The sequence below is a fragment of the Streptomyces sp. NPDC088730 genome (assembly GCF_044751215.1).
Lineage (GTDB): Bacteria > Actinomycetota > Actinomycetes > Streptomycetales > Streptomycetaceae > Streptomyces.
Genome location: NZ_JBIVLK010000005.1, coordinates 193,606 through 213,907 on the forward strand (window position 1 = coordinate 193,606; position 20,302 = coordinate 213,907).

The 20,302-nt window shown below is 72.2% G+C and carries 17 protein-coding genes; 11 read left to right on the forward strand and 6 right to left on the reverse strand.

Features of this window, described 5'->3' with window-relative positions:
- Complete coding sequence (locus ACIP89_RS18315; RefSeq protein WP_402115688.1) at positions 1–195, forward strand: hypothetical protein; 195 nt, start codon at positions 1–3, stop codon at positions 193–195.
- 5 nt (positions 196–200) lie between these two features.
- A complete protein-coding gene (locus ACIP89_RS18320) occupies positions 201–536 on the forward strand; it encodes a hypothetical protein (RefSeq protein WP_401929073.1) in 336 nt (111 codons plus the stop codon).
- A gap of 4 nt (positions 537–540) precedes the next feature.
- Here the strand turns inward: ACIP89_RS18320 and ACIP89_RS18325 are convergent, their stop codons facing one another.
- The gene (locus ACIP89_RS18325) at positions 541–1,143 is read right to left on the reverse strand and encodes a TetR/AcrR family transcriptional regulator (protein ID WP_402115690.1); all 603 of its coding nucleotides are present in this window, start codon (positions 1,141–1,143) and stop codon (positions 541–543) included.
- Between the two features lie 332 nt (positions 1,144–1,475).
- Between ACIP89_RS18325 and ACIP89_RS18330 the strand changes: the two genes are divergently transcribed.
- The 4 genes from ACIP89_RS18330 (at position 1,476) to ACIP89_RS18345 (ending at position 9,019) form a co-directional block, all read left to right on the forward strand.
- Complete coding sequence (locus ACIP89_RS18330) at positions 1,476–3,728, forward strand: glycoside hydrolase family 3 N-terminal domain-containing protein (protein WP_402115692.1); 2,253 nt, start codon at positions 1,476–1,478, stop codon at positions 3,726–3,728.
- A gap of 504 nt (positions 3,729–4,232) precedes the next feature.
- Positions 4,233–5,489 (forward strand): MFS transporter, encoded by a 1,257-nt coding sequence (locus ACIP89_RS18335; RefSeq protein WP_402115694.1) that lies wholly within the window; start codon positions 4,233–4,235, stop codon positions 5,487–5,489.
- A gap of 92 nt (positions 5,490–5,581) precedes the next feature.
- Positions 5,582–6,253: a GntR family transcriptional regulator gene (locus tag ACIP89_RS18340; RefSeq protein ID WP_401929066.1), complete on the forward strand. Its 672-nt coding sequence runs from the start codon at positions 5,582–5,584 to the stop codon at positions 6,251–6,253.
- A 378-nt stretch (positions 6,254–6,631) separates the two neighbouring features.
- On the forward strand, positions 6,632–9,019 hold the full coding sequence (locus ACIP89_RS18345; protein ID WP_402115696.1) for a M9 family metallopeptidase: 2,388 nt from the start codon (positions 6,632–6,634) through the stop codon (positions 9,017–9,019).
- An 83-nt stretch (positions 9,020–9,102) separates the two neighbouring features.
- Here ACIP89_RS18345 and ACIP89_RS18350 read toward each other — a convergent pair whose 3' ends face one another.
- Positions 9,103–9,495 (reverse strand): ribonuclease domain-containing protein, encoded by a 393-nt coding sequence (locus ACIP89_RS18350; protein WP_401929062.1) that lies wholly within the window; start codon positions 9,493–9,495, stop codon positions 9,103–9,105.
- Between the two features lie 268 nt (positions 9,496–9,763).
- Here ACIP89_RS18350 and ACIP89_RS18355 point away from each other — a divergent pair, with 268 nt between their 5' ends.
- A complete protein-coding gene (locus ACIP89_RS18355; protein ID WP_402115868.1) occupies positions 9,764–10,126 on the forward strand; it encodes an ATP-binding protein in 363 nt (120 codons plus the stop codon).
- Between the two features lie 93 nt (positions 10,127–10,219).
- Here the strand turns inward: ACIP89_RS18355 and ACIP89_RS18360 are convergent, their stop codons facing one another.
- Both ACIP89_RS18360 and ACIP89_RS18365 read right to left on the reverse strand, forming a co-directional pair.
- Positions 10,220–11,308, reverse strand: a complete 1,089-nt coding sequence (locus ACIP89_RS18360; protein WP_401929058.1) for a DUF2637 domain-containing protein — start codon at positions 11,306–11,308, stop codon at positions 10,220–10,222.
- A gap of 191 nt (positions 11,309–11,499) precedes the next feature.
- Entirely contained in the window at positions 11,500–12,360 is an 861-nt protein-coding gene (locus ACIP89_RS18365) for a (2Fe-2S)-binding protein (protein WP_402115698.1), read from the reverse strand.
- Positions 12,361–12,505: 145 nt separating this feature from the next.
- Here ACIP89_RS18365 and ACIP89_RS18370 point away from each other — a divergent pair, with 145 nt between their 5' ends.
- On the forward strand, positions 12,506–13,258 hold the full coding sequence (locus ACIP89_RS18370) for a GntR family transcriptional regulator (protein ID WP_401929054.1): 753 nt from the start codon (positions 12,506–12,508) through the stop codon (positions 13,256–13,258).
- A 35-nt stretch (positions 13,259–13,293) separates the two neighbouring features.
- Here ACIP89_RS18370 and ACIP89_RS18375 read toward each other — a convergent pair whose 3' ends face one another.
- The gene (locus tag ACIP89_RS18375; RefSeq protein WP_371775423.1) at positions 13,294–14,079 is read right to left on the reverse strand and encodes a hypothetical protein; all 786 of its coding nucleotides are present in this window, start codon (positions 14,077–14,079) and stop codon (positions 13,294–13,296) included.
- A gap of 228 nt (positions 14,080–14,307) precedes the next feature.
- Positions 14,308–16,059 carry a PucR family transcriptional regulator gene (locus tag ACIP89_RS18380; RefSeq protein ID WP_402115699.1) on the reverse strand — a complete coding sequence of 584 codons (1,752 nt, stop codon included), beginning with the start codon at positions 16,057–16,059 and terminating at the stop codon, positions 14,308–14,310.
- 256 nt (positions 16,060–16,315) lie between these two features.
- On the opposite strand from ACIP89_RS18380, the gene ACIP89_RS18385 reads away from it, so the two are divergent.
- Genes ACIP89_RS18385 through ACIP89_RS18395 form a run of 3 tightly spaced genes read left to right on the forward strand, consistent with a single transcriptional unit; the run spans position 16,316 to position 20,190 of the window.
- On the forward strand, positions 16,316–17,206 hold the full coding sequence (locus ACIP89_RS18385) for an FAD binding domain-containing protein (protein ID WP_401929051.1): 891 nt from the start codon (positions 16,316–16,318) through the stop codon (positions 17,204–17,206).
- A 2-nt stretch (positions 17,207–17,208) separates the two neighbouring features.
- Positions 17,209–17,802: a (2Fe-2S)-binding protein gene (locus ACIP89_RS18390; RefSeq protein WP_401929049.1), complete on the forward strand. Its 594-nt coding sequence runs from the start codon at positions 17,209–17,211 to the stop codon at positions 17,800–17,802.
- Between the two features lie 3 nt (positions 17,803–17,805).
- Positions 17,806–20,190 carry a xanthine dehydrogenase family protein molybdopterin-binding subunit gene (locus ACIP89_RS18395; protein ID WP_402115700.1) on the forward strand — a complete coding sequence of 795 codons (2,385 nt, stop codon included), beginning with the start codon at positions 17,806–17,808 and terminating at the stop codon, positions 20,188–20,190.
- The last annotated feature ends 112 nt before the right edge of the window (positions 20,191–20,302 follow it).

The following is a 20,302-nucleotide window of genomic DNA, read 5'->3' on the forward strand; positions in this document are numbered from 1 at the left end:
ATGGCGGATACCGCCCGGCAAGGCCAGGTGGGTGAGTTCAGGGGAGTCGCCGGCCCGTACTGGTCGCTCCGGCCGGTCTGCGGCGGGACCGAGTGGGAGGCCGAGCCCGAGCATGTGCGCCCGGCGGATGCCGTAGAGCGGCTGCGGGCCGAGAACGCACGGTGCAACGCGCGGAGTCGGGGCGAGGTGCTGTGAGGGCCATGGTGACGCAATGCGGCGAACCGGTCCGCCCGCCCTGGTTCCGGACGGCACGGGCGTACCCGTGGGCCGGGGGCCCGGAGCTTCCCGACTGGCTCGTCTGTGAACTCGGCAAGGGCCATGCCGGTGAGCACGGCGACTGCCTGGACACCATGGGGCGCGGCACCTTCGACGTATGGCTGCGCTGGAGCGGCGACGCCCGCACTTTTGTCTGCGCCGAACCGTGCGAACAGGTGGACCCCGCCCTCGCGCCCCGGCTGCAACAGGCGTGCTGGCTGTTCACCGGCCACGAGCCGGGCCACTCCTGGGAGTTCGAGGACCTTCCGCACGAGCGGTAGGGGGTCACCGGCGCAGCAGTTCCCAGAAGTAGGACAGCTGCTCGGCCATGTCGATCTCGGGGTCGTACTGCCACTGCATCTGCAACCCGTCGATCAGCGCGAAGACCAGGGTGGCGAGGCGGTCGGCGTCGATGTCCTCCGGTAGCCGGCCGGTGGCCTGCTGGGCGCGGATCGCGTCGGCACCGCCGGCCCGTGCGAAGCGGTAGCGGTCGCGGAAGTACGCGTGCCCGGGGTGGTCGGGTTCGACGGCCTCGGCGGAGAGGCGGGAGAAGAGCTGGACCAGGCCGGGGACCTCGGCGTTGTGGCGCTGGAGGTCGGCGAGCGCCCGTGCGAGGTCGGGCGGGAAGGCGGCCGTGCCCTCGCCGTCCTCGCGGCCGCCGACCGTGAGCAGGTCGACGGCGTCGCGGCGGCGCAGGATCTCGATGAAGAGCTGTTCCTTGCTGCCGAAGTAGTGCAGCAGGCCGGTCTGGCTGAGGCCGACGGCCTGGGCCAGTTCGCGCACGGTGGCGCGGCTGTAGCCGACCCTGGCGACGATCTCCAGCGCGGTGTCGAGAATCTCCTCGCGCTTGGCGATGCCTTTCGCGTAGGAGCCACGTGTTCGAGCCATGACGACGACCCTATGCCACCTCCCGCCACCGACTGCCACCGGCTGCCACGGGAAGTTACCTGGTCGCAGCCCTTGTGGCGCCAAAACAGAGTGACGTACTGTTTTTGCATTCGGCAGGGTGACCGAGCTCCGGCAGTGCCGGGCCGCCCTCCTCCGACGTGCCCCACCTGACGGGGGACGCGTCGGGCCCCGGAACGGCGGGTCCTGGTCCACCCGGCCGGGCACCCGCTCCCGGCCGGACCCCGCACTTCGGCGGACATCCGAGCGCGACGTGTCACGTCACGCCGCACGCCATGTCCGCCCATGAACCCCGCACTCCCCGAGGAGACCCCGTGACCACTCCCGACCCCACCGACTCCGCGACGCCGGAGCTCTCACTCGCGGAGCGCGCCGCGCTCGGCAGCGGAGCAGACTTCTGGACCACCAAGGCCGTCGGCCCCGTCCCGGCCCTGACCATGACCGACGGGCCGCACGGCGTCCGGCTCCAGGCGGAGGACGCCGACCACCTGGGCATCTCGGCCAGCCGGCCCGCCACGTGCTTCCCGCCCGCCGTCGGCCTCGGCCAGAGCTGGGACACCGAGCTGGTCGCCGAGGTCGGCCGGGCGCTGGGCGTGGAGAGCCGGGCACTGGGTGTGGACGTACTGCTCGGCCCGGGTGTGAACATCAAGCGGGATCCGCGCTGCGGCCGCAATTTCGAGTACTTCTCCGAGGACCCGCAGCTCACCGGCGCCCTCGCCACCGCCTGGGTGCGCGGGTTGCAGAGCACCGGCGTCGGCGCCTCCCTCAAGCACTTCGCGGCCAACAACACCGAGCACGACCGGATGCGCTCCAGCTCCGATGTCGCCGCCCGCCCGCTGCGCGAGATCTACCTGCGGGCCTTCCAGCAGGTCGTCCAGCAGGCGCAGCCGTGGACGGTGATGTGCTCGTACAACCGGATCAACGGCACCTACGCCTCCGAGAACCGCTGGCTGCTCACCGACGTGCTGCGCGGCGAGTGGGGCTTCGACGGGGTGGTCGTGAGCGACTGGGGCGCCGTCCAGGACCGCGTCGCCTCCGTCGCCGCCGGGCTCGACCTGGAGATGCCCGGCACGGGCGGCACCACCGACGCGCAGGTCGTCGCGGCCGTCGAGGCCGGTGAGCTCGACGCCGCCTCGGTCGATCTTGCCGCCACCCGGACGGCCGCGCTGGCCGCCCGCGGTCTGGCGGGGCGCAGCCTGCCGGTCGCCCCGTTCGACCCGGCCGCGCACCACGCGCTGGCCCGCCGGGCCGCCGCGAACTCCGTCGTGCTGCTCAAGAACGACCCCGTCGAGGGCGCGCCCGTGCTGCCGCTCACCGAGGGGCGCCCGCTCGCCGTCCTCGGCGCGTTCGCCGCCGCCCCGCGCTACCAGGGCGGCGGCAGCTCGCACGTGAACCCGACGCGGGTCGACGTCCCGCTGGACGAGATCCGCGCCCTGGCCGGCAACGCCGAGGTCACCCACGCTCCCGGCTTCACCACCGACGGCTCGGGCGACGCCGCCGCGCTGCGCGCCGAGGCCGTCGCGCTGGCCGCCGCCGCGGAGACCGCCGTGGTCTTCCTCGGCCTGGCCGCCCACCAGGAGTCCGAGGGCTTCGACCGCGAGGACATCGAGCTTCCCCGCGAGCAGCTGGAGCTGCTGGCCGAGGTGGTCCGCGTCCAGCCGCGCACCGCGGTCGTCCTCAGCCACGGCGGCGTCCTGCGGCTGGCCCCCGTGACCGCGGCACCCGCCCTGCTGGACGGCGCGCTGCTCGGCCAGGCCGCCGGCGGCGCCCTCGCCGACGTGCTGTTCGGCCGGGTCAACCCGTCCGGCAGGCTCACCGAGACCGCCCCTGTCCGGCTCCAGGACACCCCCGCCTACCTGGACTTCCCCGGCGAGCACAGCCACGTCGCGTACGGCGAGGGCCTGTTCGTCGGCTACCGCTGGTACGACGCCCGGGACATCGAGGTCGCCTTCCCGTTCGGTCACGGACTCTCCTACACCGAGTTTGCCTACAGCGACCTGGAGCTGAGCGCCGACGAGCTGGGCATCAGCGCCTCCGTCACGGTCACCAACACCGGCACCCGGTCCGGCCGCGAGGTCGTCCAGTTCTACGTCTCCAGGCCCGGCTCCGCCGTCGTCCGCCCGCTGCGCGAGCTGAAGGGCCACGCCACCGTCACCCTGGCCGCCGGGGCGAGCGAGCGCGTCACCGCGCTGCTCCCGCGCACCGGCCTGGCGTACTGGCACACCCGGGCGGAGCGCTGGGTCGTCGAGGGCGGAACGTACGAGGTGCTGGCCGCCGCGTCCAGCCGCGACCCGCGTGCGACCGCGAGCACCGACATCGTCGGGGACGAGCTGCAGCTGCCGCTGACCCTGGACTCCACGCTCGGGGAAGTCATGTCCCTGCCCGGCGCCGCCGAGACACTCGCCGCCCTGCTGCCCTTCCCCCAGGACACCGGCGACGGCGACGCCCTCGGCATCGACATGGCCCGGATGATGGCCTCCATCCCCGTCCGCCGCCTGGTCAGCTTCGCCGGCGGCGCGGTCACCACGGCCGACCTGGAAGAGCAGCTGGCCCGGCTCCAGGCCTGACCGCGCCCCCCATCGCGGGGCGCCTGCGGACAGGCGCCCCGACCACCGACGGGACCCCCGTCACCCAAGAGCTGTAGTCCGGTGGAGCCGGCCCCGTCCCGCCGACCCGGCGAACCCCTGCAGAGGCGGCGGCCGGCTCCACCGGACTACAGCCCCACCGCATCCGCATCCGCATCCGCTGCCCGGTCCCGGCACGCCCCCTGCCGGCAAGACCCGGCCACCACCACCCACGTCGCCACCCGGCCTCGACGAGACCACCACCACCCACGTCGACAAGGCCGGCGGCCGCTCCGCACGCCGCGGTGGCCGCGGCGTCGGCCCTACCTTGCGCCCGCCACCGGACACTCCCGGCCCGGCAGCACCACTGCCTTCGGGCAGAGGGGTCGGACTCTCACGGGACCGACGCCGCCGAACCCGGCCCGGCAGTTCCTCCAGGCCCACCACAACCGCGCCGACCTCCCCACGGCCCCGGCTCCCGCACCCCACCACGACAACGAGGTCGTCATGACTACCACCCCTATCCGGGCCACCGTCCCGGCAGAGCGCAGACTGCCCGGACAGCGAAGACTGCTGACCGGCCTGATGGCCAACAGCGTCACCCTGTACGCGATCTACGGCGCGGTGCCCGCCGTGCTCCTCGCCAACCTGGTCGCGGACATCGCCCCCGAATCCAAGTCCACCTCGCTCGGTGTGATCAGCGCCGTCGGAGCGGTCGGCGCGATGCTCGCCAACCCCATCTCCGGGGCCCTCTCCGACCGCACCCGCAGCCGTTACGGTCGCCGCGCCCCCTGGATGGCCGGCGGCGCGCTGCTCGGCGGCCTCTCCCTGATCGCCGTCGGCGTCGGCAACAACCTCCTCTGGGTCGCCGTCGCCTGGACGCTCGCCCAGATCTTCCTCAACGGCCTCCAGGCCCCGCTCACCGCCGTCATCCCCGACCGCGTCCCCGAGGAGCGGCGCGGACTGTTCTCCTCCGCCGCCGGGCTCGCCCAGATGCTCGGGGCCGTCGTCGGCACCGCCGTGGCCGCCGCCTTCGCCAACGCCCTCGGCCTCGGCTTCGCGGTCTTCGGCGTCCTGGTCATCGCGGGCACCGCGGTCTTCGTGCTGCTCAACCGCGAACCGTCCACCGTCGGGGTGCGCCACGAACCGTTCCGCCGGAAGGACTTCCTGCGCGGCTTCTGGATCAGCCCCCGCGCCCACCCCGACTTCGCCTGGGCCTTCCTCGGCCGCTTCCTGCTGATTCTCGGCTACTACGCGGTCTCCTCGTACCAGCTGTACGTCCTCGACGACTACATCGGGCTCACCCGCGACCGGGCCAACGACCTGATGCCGCTGCTCAGCCTCGCGATGCTGCCCGGCATGATCGCGATGATCGTCGTCTCCGGCCCCTGGTCGGACCGGGTCGGCCGGCGCAAGCCCTTCGTGATCGCCGCCGGCCTCGGCATGGCCGTCTCGCTGTTCCTCCCGCTGGTGCTGCACAGCGAGGCCTCGATGTTCGGGTACGCGATCCTCACCGGCGCCGCGTTCGGGATGTACATGGCCGTCGACACCGCCCTGATGACCCAGGTGCTGCCCCGGCCCGACGACGCCGCCAAGGACATGGGCGTCCTCAACATCGCCAACGCCCTTCCGCAGGCCCTCGCGCCCGCCGTCGCCGCCGCCGTCATCGCCCTGCTCGGCGGCTACCGCTCGCTGTTCGCCACCGCGGTCGTCCTGGTGATCCTCGGTGCCGTCAGCATCCTCCCGATCCGCGGCGTCCGCTGACGTCCCGGGCCGATCCACGTTGATCTCCGCAGGCGGCGCTGTGACAACGTCACATTGTATTCTGGCTCCCCGCACGGTGCTGGAGGACAGACATGGCTCGCCTCACGTCGCTCAACGCGATCTCGGCGCAGGAACATCTGCGCGACCAGGTGGCGCACGCGCTGCGGGCGGCGCTCATCGCCGGTGAGCTGAGGCCGGGCACGATCTACTCGGCCCCGGCGCTCGCCTCCGAGTTCGGCGTCTCCGCGACGCCCGTCCGCGAGGCGATGCTCGATCTGGCCCGGGAGGGGCTCGTCGAGGCCGTCCGCAACAAGGGCTTCCGGATCACCGAGCTGACCGACCAGGACCTCGACGACTTCACCGAACTCCGGGCCATGATCGAGGTGCCCACCGTCGGCCGGATCGCGCGGATGGGGCTGACGGCGGAGCTGGAGGCGCTGCGCCCCGTCGCGAAGGAGATCGTCGAGGCCGCGCGGCGGCACGACATCCTGGGCTACCTGGAGGCGGACCGCCGCTTCCACCTCGCCCTGCTCGGGCTGGCCGGGAACCGCCGGCTGGTCGAGGAGGTCGGTGAACTGCGCAAGCGCTCCCGCCTGTACGGGCTCAACAGGCTTTCCGAGTCGGGACAGCTGACGGCCTCCGCGGAGGAGCACGTACAACTGCTCGATCTGGTCATCGCCGGGGACGCCCCCGGCGCCGAGGCCTGCATGCTCGCCCACATGTCCCATGTCCGGTCCCTGTGGGCCGACGGCACGAAGGCCTGACACCGCCTGACCCCCCACTGCCCCCTGACGAGCGCCTGCCCCCCACCGCGCCCTGACGAGCGCCTGACCTCCCACCGCTCCCTGACGAGCGCCTGACCCGGACGCGGTAATCCCGTCCGGGTCCGTCGCCATGTCCGGACCCGGATGCGGTGATCCGTAGCAAGTCGCTCTCTGCGAGCAGGAGTTGGCACACGCACGAATTCGCGCCCAACTGCTTCCTAAGGACATGTGACATGTGCCATTGTACAGGCGGTCGCGATTGAGGTCGTGTTCATGCCAGAAGTCATCCCTGTCCGGCCTTCCCCCCGACCCCGGCCGCGCACCATCCCCCACGGCCGCGCGATGTCGCGCGGCCACCACTCCGCTGGGAGGCGGCACGTGAAGAACCGAACGGTTCGTCAGAGATTCACCGGACTGTCCACCGTGGCCCTGGCGGCCTGCCTGGGCGTCGGCATGCTCGCGGCACCGAGCCGGGCCGCAGAGGTCCGCCCCTCCGCCGCGGCGACCGCGAGCGCGAAGGCCGCCGCACAGAAGGCCGCGGACCCGGCCGCGCCGGAGCCGGGCGGCCCCGCCGCTCAGGCCCTGACCGCGCCCGTCCAGGACGCCGGCCACATAGCCGACAAGGCGCTCAAGCCCGCGGACAGACCGCCCACGACCGCTTCCAAGGACGCGCTGCGGCGCGACTACGACGCCCCGGACACCTCCGCCCCGAGCCACCCCGCCCCCTCGATGAAGGCGAAGGCCCGCGCCGCCGCCAGGTCGGCAGGCACCGGCGCGGCCGCCGCCTGCTCCGTCGCGGACTTCACCAGCCGCACCGGCAGCGCCCTGGTCCAGCAGATCAAGTCATCGACGACCGACTGCGTCAACACCCTGTTCAACGTCAAGGGCAACGACGGCTACCTCGCCTTCCGCGAGGCCCAGATGGTCAGCGTCGCCGACGCGATGCGCGACGGATCGGCCGCCTACCCCGGGGACAGCAGCACCGGCATGCCGCAACTGGTCCTCTTCCTGCGGGCCGGCTACTACGTCCAGTACTACGACCCCGGCACCGTCGGCAGCTACGGCGCCCCGCTGCGCACCGCCATCCAGGGCGCGCTGGACGGCTTCTTCGCCTCCGCGCACGCCGGTGATGTCACGGACGCCAACGGCGAGACCCTGGCAGAGGCCGTCACCCTCATCGACAGCGCGGAGCAGAACGCCCGCTACCTGTACGTCGTCAAGCGGCTGCTCGCCGACTACGACTCCTCGTACGACAGCTCCTGGTACATGCTCAACGCGGTCAACAACGTCTACACCGTGACCTTCCGCGGCCACCAGGTGCCCGAGTTCGTCCGCGCCGTGGAGGCCGATCCGAGCCTGCTCGACTCGCTCGCCGGCTTCGCCCGTGACCACCTGAACCTGCTCGGCACGGACAAGTCGTACCTGACCTCCAACGCGGGCCGCGAGCTGGCGCGCTTCCTCCAGGAGGAGTCGCTGCGGCCCAAGGCCCGCCCGCTGGTCACCGACCTGCTCGGCCGCACCTCGATGACCGGCACCACCGCCCCGCTCTGGGTCGGGCTGGCGGAGATGACCGACTACTACGACGCGGCCAACTGCTCCGCCTACGGCACCTGCGACCTGTCGGCCCGCCTCAAGAGCGCCGTCCTGCCGGTCAACTACACGTGCAGCGACAGCATTCGCATCCTGGCCCAGCAGATGTCCTCGGGCGATCTCGCGACCGCCTGCACCAGCCTGCGCAACCAGGACGCCTACTTCCACGACGTGGTGCGCGACAAGGGACCCGTCGCCAACGACCGGAACAGCACCATCGAGGTGGTGGTCTTTGATTCGAGCGCGGACTACCAGACCTACGCGGGGGCCATCTACGGCATCGACACCGACAACGGCGGCATGTACCTCGAAGGCGACCCGGCCGCGGCCGGCAACCAGCCGAGGTTCATCGCCTACGAGGCCGAGTGGGTCCGGCCCGAGTTCCAGATCTGGAACCTCAACCACGAGTACACGCACTACCTCGACGGCCGGTTCGACATGGCCGGTGACTTCGAGGCCGGCATCACCACGCCGACCATCTGGTGGGTCGAGGGCTTCGCGGAGTACATCTCCTACAGCTACCGCGACGTCACCTACGACGACGCCATCACGCAGGCCGCGGCCCACACCTACACCCTGCGCACCCTGTTCGACTCGACGTACGAGAACGCCGACCAGACCCGCGTCTACAACTGGGGCTACCTGGCCGTCCGCTACATGCTCCAGTCGCACCGTGCCGACGTGGACAAGCTGCTGGGCCTCTACCGTGCGGGCGACTGGAACGGCGCCCGCACCCTGCTCACCTCCACCATCGGCAGCCGCTACGACGCCGACTGGAACAGCTGGCTGACATCCTGCGCGGCCGGCAACTGCGGCACCACCACCAACCCGCCCACGGAGCCGGGCACCGAGTGCGCCGCCTCCGACAGCCGTGAACTCGGCCAGAACTGCGTCCGCAGCGGGCAGCAGGCCACCAAGGGCAACTACTCCTACCTCTACCTCTACGTGCCCGCCGGTACCGCCCGGCTGACGATCACCACGAGCGGAGGCACGGGGGACGCCGACCTCTATTACAACGCCCGCGGCTGGGCCACCACGGGCGCCTACACCACCCGGGCGACCGGCAGCGGGAACGCCCACACCCTGACCGTCGACCGTCCGGCGGAGGGCGCCCACTACATCAGCCTGTACGCCGTGCGGGACTTCGGCGGAGTGAAGGTCTCCGCCCGGTACTGAGTGGTCTCCGGGCTGCACCGAGCCGGACGAAGTGATCCGCGCCGCAGGTGGGGGACTGCGGCGCGGATCCGGTCGGAGATGGTTCAGCAGGCGAAGTCGACCAGGTCGAACGTCGCGTAGTGGTCGGAGGTGTAGTAGTCCTCCTGGGCTTCCTCACCCGTGACGATCCGGCGTGCTCCACGGGTGGGGGAGCCAGGGGTGATCACGGTGTACTCGTGGTAGTAACCGGTGCTCTGGCCGGGCAGGACGCCTTCGCGGTTCTGGAAGACGACACCGTCCTGGGAGTACGGGAACGGGCCGCCCGCGTCGATGAGATCGAGGGTGTCGTGCGCCTGGGAGGGAAGGGCGGAGTAGCAGATGCTGCCGACCGAGTCGGGGGCCGCGGTGGCGGTCGCCGCGACGGGGCCGCCGACGAAGAGGACGGACAGGAGGGCGGCGACGCCGCCGAGCGTGGTGATCCGTGGGGGGATTCGCATACCCACCATGATGACGCGCGTAGATGCTGTTCCGTCAACGCCAACTCACGTGAATTTTTCGGAAGTTAACCTGAACGGCGGAAGATCCACGCCTCGTCACCGAGTCCCCCGGACTCCGTGGTTCCGCACTCATTGACGTCCGGGAAAGCGTGACAGCCCGTGGGCGGGGCATGCATTGCGTGAAGCGCATTCGATGAGAAGGGGGCGATTCACTGTGCGGGCGGGGGAGACGATGGAGCGTGCGGAACTGGGCCGGCTGCATCGCAGACTGTGCAGCGCCGATCTGGCAGCGGTATCCGAAGTGCGGTGTGCCGTAAGGGAATTACTGAGGTACCGCTGGAAGGAGGAGCCCACGCGGGTCGCCGAGCTGCTGCTTAGTGAACTGGTGACCAACGCACTGGTCCACACGGACGAGGGCGCGGTCGTCGCCGTCAGCGTCGCGCCGCGGAAACTGCGGGTGGAGGTGAGGGACTTCGTACCGGGGATGCCCGTGTCGCACGTACCGAACGCCGACGACGGTACGCACGGCAGGGGGCTGATCCTGGTGGAGAGCCTCGCGGACGCCTGGGGAATCAGTCCGAAGGCGCTCGGGAAGGTGGTCTGGTTCGAGCTGGACGGCGAACGGCCCTGACCATCGGTCGGATCGTCAGGGCCGTTCATCGCCGGCTGTGCCGGGAGCCGCCGGCCGCGACCGGGCGCCGGACTGCCGGTGGACCCGGGCGGGTCAGCCGAACTGCTGCTCCAGGTCCTTCAGTTTCTGCTCCAGCGTATCGAGCCGGGGCAGGGCCTGGGTGTCGTCGTCCTCCGCTGTGAGGTCGACCGCTCTCGGATCAGCCGTGCTCGGATCCGGGGCGTTCCTGGAGCTGGAGCCGGTGACGGCTTGCAGGGATGGCCGGGGTCGCAGGGGCAGCTGACCCGGCTCGGATATGGCGGGCTCCGCGACGGACTGTGCGGAGCCCGTCGCGGCGGTGAGGGCCTGGACCTCCACCTGGGCGCTGCCCCGGCCCACCCGGCCCCAGGCCCGGTTCTGCCGGTTCAGGGCCTTGATCTGGGCCCGGTCCAGCTTCTCCTGGTCCTTTCTGCGGAGACGGTTCTGCTCTTTCTCCCTGCGGTCCTCGCGTACCTCGTCGACCGCCTCGTCCAGGGTGCGTACGCCTTCGAGGAGCATCAGCGACCAGGCGCCGAAGGTCTCCCGGGGCGCGCGCAGCCACCGTACGATCCGGATCTGCGGCAGCGGGCGGGGCACCAGGCCCTGCTCGCGCAGCGCGGCGACGCGGGTCTGCTTCAGCGCCCGGTCGAAGAGCACGGCCGCCGAGAGCGACATCCCGGCGAAGAAGTGCGGGGCACCCGCGTGGTCCAGGCCGCGCGGCGCGTGCACCCAGTTGAACCAGGCGGCAGCGCCCGCGAAGGTCCACACCAGCAGCCGGGAGCCGAGCGCCGCGTCGCCGTGGCTGGCCTCCCGCACGGCGAGCACGGAGCAGAACATCGCGGCCCCGTCCAGGCCGAAGGGAACCAGGTACTCCCAGCCCCCGGCGAGGCCGAGGTTCTGCCGGCCGAAGCCGACGAGCCCGTGGAAGGAGAGCGCGGCGGCGACCGCCGCGCAGCAGAACAGCAGAACGTACGAAGCCGTGGCGTAGAGCGCTTCCTTGCGTCTGCGGCGGTCCTCGCTGCGTTCCCAGGTGTCGTCGGCCGCGGACGTGTCGGCGGCGCGTTTGCCGCGTGCGACCACCGCCACCGCCACCGCCGCCATGACCCCCGCGAGCAGCACGGCGCCCGGAAGCAGCCAGTCGAGCGATATGTCGGTCAGTCTCATGCGCGGTCCCTTGCGTCACGTAGGGCGTTTCGGGCGCCATCGTGGCGGAGATTCCCTCAAGTCCTGGCCGTTTCGGGGCAAGTGAACGCCAATGGGGTGGCTGAGCCGGTGGATTTCCGCGATCTGGTCGAACGCCCCCCAGTGCAAGGGCGGTTGCGTTCGATTCACATCACCCCTGCGGGCGGTGTGGATCAGGGAGCGGGTGTCAGCTTCCGGATTCGGTCGGCATCGCAGGTGCGCGGGCAGGTGACGCAGGTGTCCTCGGGCCGCAGCGTGTAGAAGAGGCAGCAGCTCGCCCGGTCCCGGGTGGGCAGTGACTCGCCGTCCGGGCCGGTCAGTTCACGGAAGCCCGCCGTGCCGACGTACGGCTTCGTGGTGCCCGGCAGGAGGGCCTCCAGCTCGGCCATGGCGCGCCGCTCCTCGCCCAGGAGATGGGCGATGTACCAGAGGCCCTCGACGACCTCGTCCGTCGCCATGCCCCACAGGGCCCGCTTTCCGCGCCGCATCCTCGGCCCGAACCCGTCGAGCACCGGCCCGAGGTGTCCGGCCACGGAGGCGAGGACCTCGGCGCGCAGCGCGGCCTCGTCCGCCACCACCCGGGCGCCCGGCAGCGCCGCCGCCGGGTCGTCGGGCAGGCAGGCGAACTCCCGCACCCGGAGGGTCAGATGGCCCGAAGCCCGCTGGAAGGCGACGTCCTCGACCGGGATCCGCGGCACCCGCCGGTGCAGGAACCACGGCACGGTCACCAGCAGACAGGCCGGCCAGGCGTAGCGGTGCAGTCCGAAGCTGGCGACCACGTCGGGCCGGGCCTGCTGCCCGTAGTCCCGCAGGACCTGCGCGTTGTCCCAGGCGAGGAAGGTGTCCAGCGCGCCGCCACCGGCCGCCAGCTCGTGCGCGCCCACCCAGCCGACGCCGCCCGGGGCGGACTGGCCGTCCGCGAGCACCTCGGCGCGGAGCCCCGGGAAGACCTCGGCCAGACGCGCGTATGCCTCGGTCACGGCCGAGGACGCCGTTGCGGGGAGCGGGGCGGGGAGCAGGGCGGGGAGGGGCATGCGCGGACCACCGTATCGCGATCGTTTAGAGGTAAGCCTTACCTTACCCGACCTGATCGATGTTTGAACTGCGGCCTCCTCCGCCTATCGTGCACAAAGGACACCGCACGGGCGAGCCGTGTCCGGCAGGTCCGAGGAGGCAGCCGTGGAGCAGGGCAGAGGGTGCGAGGAGGTGCGGCCGCCGTACGCGTCCGTGACCGTCCACTCGTCCGTCCGGGTCCCCGAGCAGGCCCGCGGCGAGCACACCCACGGCGAGCCGCCCCCGCCCCGGTCCGTGGTGCGGCGGCACTCCGTGCGCGGCCAGATCCTGGACGCCCTGCGCGCCGCCCTCGTCGACGGCGAACTGATCCCCGGGCAGGTCTACTCCGCCCCGGCCCTCGGCGCCCGCTTCGGGGTCTCCGCCACCCCGGTACGCGAGGCGATGCAGCAGCTGGCCGGCGAAGGGGCCGTAGAGGTGGTGCCCAACAGGGGCTTCCGGGTCTCCGAGCGCGGCCCGCGCGAGCTGGCCGAACTGGCGGAGGTGCGCGCGCTGATCGAGGTCCCCGTCATGCTGCGGCTCGCCCGCAGCGTGCCGCCGGCGGGCTGGTGCGCACTGCGCCCGCTGGCCGACGCCACCGTGGCGGCGGCGGCCGTCGGCGACCGCGCCAGTTACGCGGAGGCCGACCGGGCCTTCCACGGTGCGGTGCTCGCCCTCTCCGGCAACGCCCAGCTCGTCGCGGTGGCCGACGAGCTGCACCGCCGCTCCCAGTGGCCCCTGGAGACCAACCCCGTCACCCGCCGAGCCGACCTGCTGGCGGACGCCTCCGAGCACACCGCGCTCCTGGACGCGCTGATCGCCCAGGACACGGTGGTCGTGCAGTCGCTGGTGCGCGAACACTTCGCCGGTTCCGGGGGCTGAGTCCGGCGGCCGCCGCCGGGCCCCCGGGCACGGCCTCAGTTCGCCTCCGCGGCCTCCGGTCCCGGCGGGTCGATGTGCGGGGCCAGCCAGGTCGGTACGCCGCCGAGCAGCCGGAAGAGCCTGCCCGCCTCCGCGCGCAGCCGGGTCGCCGCCTCCGGCTCCGGTTCGGCGTCCGCCATCGCGATGAGGGCCGGGGCCGTACCGACGAGGTAGCCCAGCTCCTCCCTTATCCGCAGGGACTCCGCGAAGCCGTGCCTGGCCTCCGCCAGCTCTCCCTCGCGCAGCGCGATCAGGGCGAGATGGCGCCAGGTGGAGGAGAGGAGCAGCTCGTCGCCCTGCGCGGTGGCACCGGCGTGGGCCCTGCGGTACGCGGCGCGGGCGGCCTGCGGGGAGTCGGCGATGTTCTGGGCGATCAGGCCCCGCCGGAAGTCCAGCAGCGGGCGGCCCGCGGCGGCCGGGGACAGCAGCGCCGCGGCCCGGCTCAGCGCCACCCGGGCCTCGTCGGCCCGGTCCCGCACGCCGAGCAGCGTCGAGGCGTAGGCGAGGTGCCCGCGCTCGCAGGCGGCGGCCCCGCGTTCGGCGTCGTCGTGGGCCAGGGCCTCGGCGGTGCGCAGCGCGTCCTCGGCCTCGGTCCAGCCCTGTCCCGCGTACAGGCACCGCTCGGTCAGCAGGGCCGTCCGCTGGAGCGCCGCGGCCGGATCGGTGGCGGCGTCGTGTTCGAGCAGTGCCGCGGCGTCCGTCCAACAGGCGCGTGACCGCAACCGCCATACGGCTGTCTGGAGCGGCGGATCGTCATCTGCTGTCGTTCCGGAACCAGACATGGCGGTATACGCCACGTTGCCCTCCCCGAGCGCGCCATTGAGCTGTGGAGAACGTCCGGCCATTGGGGGGCGGCGTCGCACCCCCCAAGGGCCGGATGCTCTGAGTCTGGCCGCATCACAGCACGGAAAGGCACGCCGGGCCAAGAGGTCGAGACAATGTCAGGTGAAACTTTTCACAATCGGCGGAAGCCGCAGGAAGCCGCCGGGGAGCGCGGGAGCACCGGGGAATCAGCTCATACGCAGGGCGAGGAAGAAATCGAGCTTGTCCTCCAGGCGCGAGAGATCACGCCCCGTCAACTGCTCGATTCGCCCGATCCGGTAGCGCAGTGTGTTGACGTGCAGATGCAGCCGGGCCGCGCAGCGGGTCCAGGAACCGTCGCAGTCCAGGAACGACTCCAGGGTCGGGATCAGCTCCGCGCGGTGCCGCCGGTCGTAGTCCCGCAACGGGTCGAGCAGCCGTGCGGTGAACGCGCGGCGCACGTCGTCCGGGACGAACGGCAGCAGCAGCACGTGCGAGGCCAGCTCGTGGTGGCCGGCCGCGCAGACCCGTCCCGGCCGGGCCGCCGCCACCCGGCGGGCGTGCCTGGCCTCCTCCAGCGCGCCGCGCAGCCCCTCGGGCGAGTGCACGGAGGCGCTGACGCCCAGGGTCAGCCGGCCGTCGTCGGCCAGCCCCGCGGCGAGCGGTGCGCGGACGGCGGCGAGCAGGACGTCGGCGTGCAGCGCGGGGTCCTCCGCGGAGCCGGAGGCCGGGGAGGCGCTGGCCGTATCCGCGTTGCCTCCGTCCTCCGTCTCGCCCGCGTCCGGCGGCGCGACGGCGGGCAGCGGGACCAGCGCGACGGCCTCGTCGCCGGAGTGCGCGACCGCGATCCGGTCCGCGGAGTCGGGCCCGGTCACGGCCGGGTCGACGAGGATCTCCTCCAGCAGGGCCTGGGCGACCGGGCCGCCCGCCACACCGGACCCGGTGGAGCCGGGCGCGCCCTGCTCGTCCCAGTCGACCCGGGCCACCACCACCTGCCAGTGCGGCGCGGCGCCGAGGCCGGGCAGCAGGACCGGAGCGGCCACCCGCAGCCTGGCCGCGATCTCGGCGGGCGGGGCACCGGCCTGGACCAGTTCGAGGACCTCCTGGGCGAGCCGGCGGCGCACCGTACGGGCCGCGTCCCGCCGGTCCCGCTCCACGGCGATCAGCTGGGTGACGCCCTGGAGCAGGTCGAGCCGGGCGGCCGGCCAGTCGCTCGCGTCGGCCTCGACGGCGAGCAGCCAGTCGGAGAGCACCGATTCGCGCACATCGCGGGAGGCCGGACCGGCACCCCGGCCGTTGTTCCGGATCGGGAAGAGCGAATACGCCACCCCGCCGATCGCGGCCCGGTAGGGGGCGCGGCGGCCGGTGCGGACGGCGGCCAGGTGGAGGCCGGCCAGCTCCGCGCCGGCCGGGCCGGGCAGCGGCGCACCGGCGCCCGCGATCTGCCGGCCGGTGGGCGAGAGCACCCAGGCCTGGAGGTCGAGGTCGGAGCCGAGCAGATCGAGGACCACCTCGGGGCCGCCGCCCGCCGGTCCCGAGGTCATCAGCCGCCGGTGCCGGTCGACGACCGCCGCCAGGTCCCCGGCCCGCTCACCGGACACCTGGCGGACCACGTACTCGGTGATCGTTGCGAACGCGACGGTCTCGTTGACGGCGAAGAGCGGCAGCCGGTGCCGCCGGCAGGCCTCGACCAGATCGTCCGGGATGTCACCGAGCTCCGCCTCGCCCGCCGCGAGTCCGGCGACCCCGGCGCCCGCCAGGATCCGTACGAAGGGTTCGGAGTCCGCCGCGCCCCGGCGCCAGGCCAGGCCCGTCAGCACCAGCTCGCCGCCCGTCAGGTAGCGGCTGGGGTCCCGCAGGTCGGTGGTCATCACGCCCCGGACCGAACGGTCCAGCTCGTCGTCGCCGCCGAGCAGCCGCAGGCCCAGCGCGTCGGTGTCCAGCAGTGCGCGCAGCCGCATCTCGTCGCCGCCGATCTCATTCGTTGGTGCGGGTGAAAACTGGGTGTTGCGGTGAGGTCACAGAGACCCGTCATTCGTTCGAATCTACAAGACGAGGACGAGGACCAGCCAACTCCTTCATGGTTTCGGTGACTGCACCAGGTGGAGCAGGGCTTGTGTACTGGGCCACACACCGCGTTAACAAGACATGAACAAGTCGAGGGCCGGCCGTCCCCAGCCCCCAGCGAACGACCGATTGAGAAGAAGAGAGCCACTCATGGACTTCCTTCGCCCCGCCAGCTGGGAGGAGGCGCTCGCCGCCAAGGCCGAGCACCCCACGGCTGTGCCCATCGCGGGCGGCACCGATGTGATGGTCGAGATCAACTTCGACCACCGGCGGCCCGAGTACCTCCTGGACCTGAACCGCATCGGTGAGCTGTCCGAGTGGGAGGTGGGCCAGGAGAGCGTACGGCTCGGTGCCTCGGTCCCGTACAGCGCCATCATGGAGCACCTGCGGGCCGAGCTGCCGGGACTGGCGCTCGCCTCGCACACCGTCGCCTCGCCGCAGATCCGCAACCGCGGCGGCGTCGGCGGCAACCTGGGCACCGCCTCGCCCGCCGGGGACGCGCACCCCGCGCTGCTCGCCGCGGGCGCGGAGGTGGAGGCCGAGTCCGTCCGAGGCACCCGGCTGATCCCCATCGACGCCTTCTACACCGGCGTCAAGCGCAACGCACTCGAACCGGACGAGCTGATCCGGGCCGTGCACATCAAGAAGGCCGACGGGCCCCAGCAGTACTCCAAGGTCGGCACCCGCAACGCGATGGTCATCGCCGTCTGCGCCTTCGGCCTGGCCCTGCACCCCGAGACCCGCACGGTCCGCACCGGCATCGGCTCCGCCGCTCCGACACCCGTACGGGCCAAGGAGGCCGAGGAATTCCTGAACGCCGCCCTTGAGGAGGGCGGGTTCTGGGAGAGCCGCACGATCATCACGCCGTCCGTCGCCAAGCAGTTCGCCACGCTCGCCGCGGCCGCCTGCAACCCGATCGACGACGTGCGCGGCACCGCGAGCTATCGCAGGCACGCGGTCGGGATCATGGCCCGCCGGACCCTCGGCTGGACCTGGGAGTCGTACCGCGGCAACGGCCGCGGCACCGAAGGAGCTGCCTGATCATGCGCGTCAATTTCACGGTCAACGGCCGCAGGCACGAGGCCGACGACGTCTGGGAGGGCGAGTCCCTCCTCTACGTGCTGCGTGAGCGGATGGGCCTGCCCGGTTCCAAGAACGCCTGCGAGCAGGGCGAGTGCGGTTCCTGCACCGTCCGCCTCGACGGGGTCCCGGTCTGCTCCTGTCTGGTCGCCGCCGGCCAGGTCGAGGGCCGCGAGGTCGTCACCGTAGAAGGCCTCGCCGACTTCGCCGCCCACCGCTCCGAGGCCCACCCCGGCACCGGCTGCGCCTCCGGCGCCTGCGGCACCACGGTCGACCAGGCGCAGCGCTGGAAGGCCAAGCCGACCGGTGAGGAGACCCGCGACACCGGGGAGCTCTCCCCGATCCAGCAGGCGTTCATCGACGCCGGAGCCGTCCAGTGCGGCTTCTGCACCCCCGGTCTGCTGGTCGCCGCCGACGAACTGCTGGAGCGCACCCCGGAGCCCTCCGACGCGGACATCCGCGAGGCGCTCTCCGGCAACCTCTGCCGTTGCACCGGCTACGAGAAGATCCTCGACGCGGTCCGCCTGGCGGCCGCCCGCGCGGAAGGGACGGTCTAGACGATGGGCGTTACCGGTTCCCCCACCAACATCAACCAGGGCACCCGGACCAAGGGCGGCGTCGGCGAGTCCACGCTGCGCCCCGACGGCATCCTGAAGGTCACCGGCGAGTTCGCGTACTCCTCCGACATGTGGCACGAGGACATGCTCTGGGGCCACACCCTGCGCTCCACCGTCGCGCACGCCGAGATCGTCTCGATCGACGTCTCCGAGGCGCTCGCCACCTCCGGCGTCTACTCCGTGCTCACCTACGACGACCTGCCGACCGAGGTGAAGAACTACGGCCTGGAGATCCAGGACACCCCCGTCCTCGCCCACGGCCGGGTCCGCCACCACGGCGAGCCCGTCGCGCTCGTCGCCGCCGACCACCCGGAGACGGCCCGCCGAGCCGCCGCCAAGATCAAGATCGACTACCGCGAACTGCCCGTCGTCACCGACGAGGCCTCCGCGACCGCCGAGGGCGCCCCGCTCCTCCACGAGAACCGCGACGACCACCACATCGGGCACGTACCGCACCCCAACATCGTCCACCGCCAGCCGATCGTCCGGGGCGACGCGGAGGCGGCGAAGGCCCGCGCCGACGTGGTGGTCAGCGGCGAGTACGTCTTCGGCATGCAGGACCAGGCCTTCCTCGGCCCCGAGTCCGGTCTCGCCGTGCCGTCCGAGGACGGCGGCGTCGACCTGTACGTCGCCACCCAGTGGCTGCACTCCGACCTCCGCCAGATCGCCCCCGTCCTCGGACTGCCCGAGGACAAGGTCCGCATGACGCTCTCCGGCGTCGGCGGCGCCTTCGGCGGCCGCGAGGACCTCTCGATGCAGATCCACGCCTGCCTGCTGGCGCTGCGCACCGGCAAGCCGGTCAAGATCGTCTACAACCGCTTCGAGTCCTTCTTCGGACACGTCCACCGCCATCCCGCCAAGCTCTGGTACGAGCACGGCGCGACCCGTGACGGCAAGCTCACCCACTTGAAGTGCCGCATCGTGCTGGACGGCGGCGCCTACGCCTCCGCCTCCCCGGCCGTCGTCGGCAACGCCTCCTCGCTGGCCGTCGGCCCGTACGTCATCGACGACGTCGACATCGAGGCGGTCGCGCTCTACACCAACAACCCGCCCTGTGGCGCGATGCGCGGCTTCGGCGCCGTCCAGGCCTGCTTCGCCTACGAGGCGCAGATGGACAAGGTCGCCGCCGAACTGGGCATGGACCCGGTCGAGTTCAGGCAGCTCAACGCCATGGAGCAGGGCACCCTGCTGCCGACCGGCCAGGTGGTCGACTCGCCCGCCCCGGTCGCCGAACTGCTGCGCCGGGTCAAGGCCAGGCCGCTGCCGCCGGAGCGCCAGTGGGAGAGCGCCGGCGAGCAGGCCGACATCCGCGCACTGCCCGGCGGACTCTCCAACACCACCCACGGCGAAGGCGTCGTACGCGGCGTCGGCTACGCGGTCGGCCTGAAGAACGTCGGCTTCTCCGAGGGCTTCGACGACTACTCCACCGCCCGGGTCCGCATGGAGGTCATCGGCGGCGAACCCGTGGCGACCGTGCACACCGCCATGGCGGAGGTCGGTCAGGGCGGTGTCACCGTGCACGCCCAGATCGCCCGTACCGAACTGGGCGTCTCGCAGGTCACCATCCACCCGGCCGACACCCGGGTCGGCTCGGCAGGCTCCACCTCCGCCTCCCGGCAGACCTACGTCACCGGCGGCGCCGTGAAGAACTCCTGCGAGGCCGTCCGGGAACAGGTCCTGGAGATCGGCCGCCGCAAGTTCGGCACGTACCACCCCGCCTGGGCCACCGCCGAACTCCTCCTGGAGGGCGGCAAGGTCGTCACCGACGGCGGCGAGGTGCTGGCCGACCTGTCCGACGTACTGGAGGACGAGGCGGTCGACGTCGAGCTGGAGTGGCGCCACCGCCCCACCGAGGCCTTCGACCTCCGTACCGGACAGGGCAACGGCCACGTCCAGTACTCCTTCGCGGCGCACCGCGCGGTCGTCGAGGTCGACACCGAGCTCGGCCTGGTCAAGGTCATCGAACTGGCCTGCGCCCAGGACGTCGGCAAGGCGCTCAACCCGCTCTCCGTCCTCGGACAGATCCAGGGCGGCACCCTCCAGGGCATGGGCATCGCCGTCATGGAGGAGATCATCGTCGACCCGAAGACCGCGAAGGTGCGCAACCCCTCCTTCACGGACTACCTCCTGCCCACCATCCTCGACACCCCGACCATCCCGGTCGACGTGCTCGAACTCGCCGACGACCACGCCCCGTACGGGCTCCGTGGCATCGGCGAGGCCCCCACCCTGTCGTCCACCCCGGCCGTCCTCGCGGCGATCCGGAACGCGACCGGACTGGAGCTCAACCGGACGCCGGTGCGCCCCGAGCACCTCACCGGCAGCTGACCCGGGCTCCTCCACAGCTCTCCGGGCGGTGCGCGCCTCCAGGGAACGTCACACTTCCTCCGCCCGCACCGCCCGGAGAAACCGAGCTCCGCACCGCTCGCGGCTCTTGACC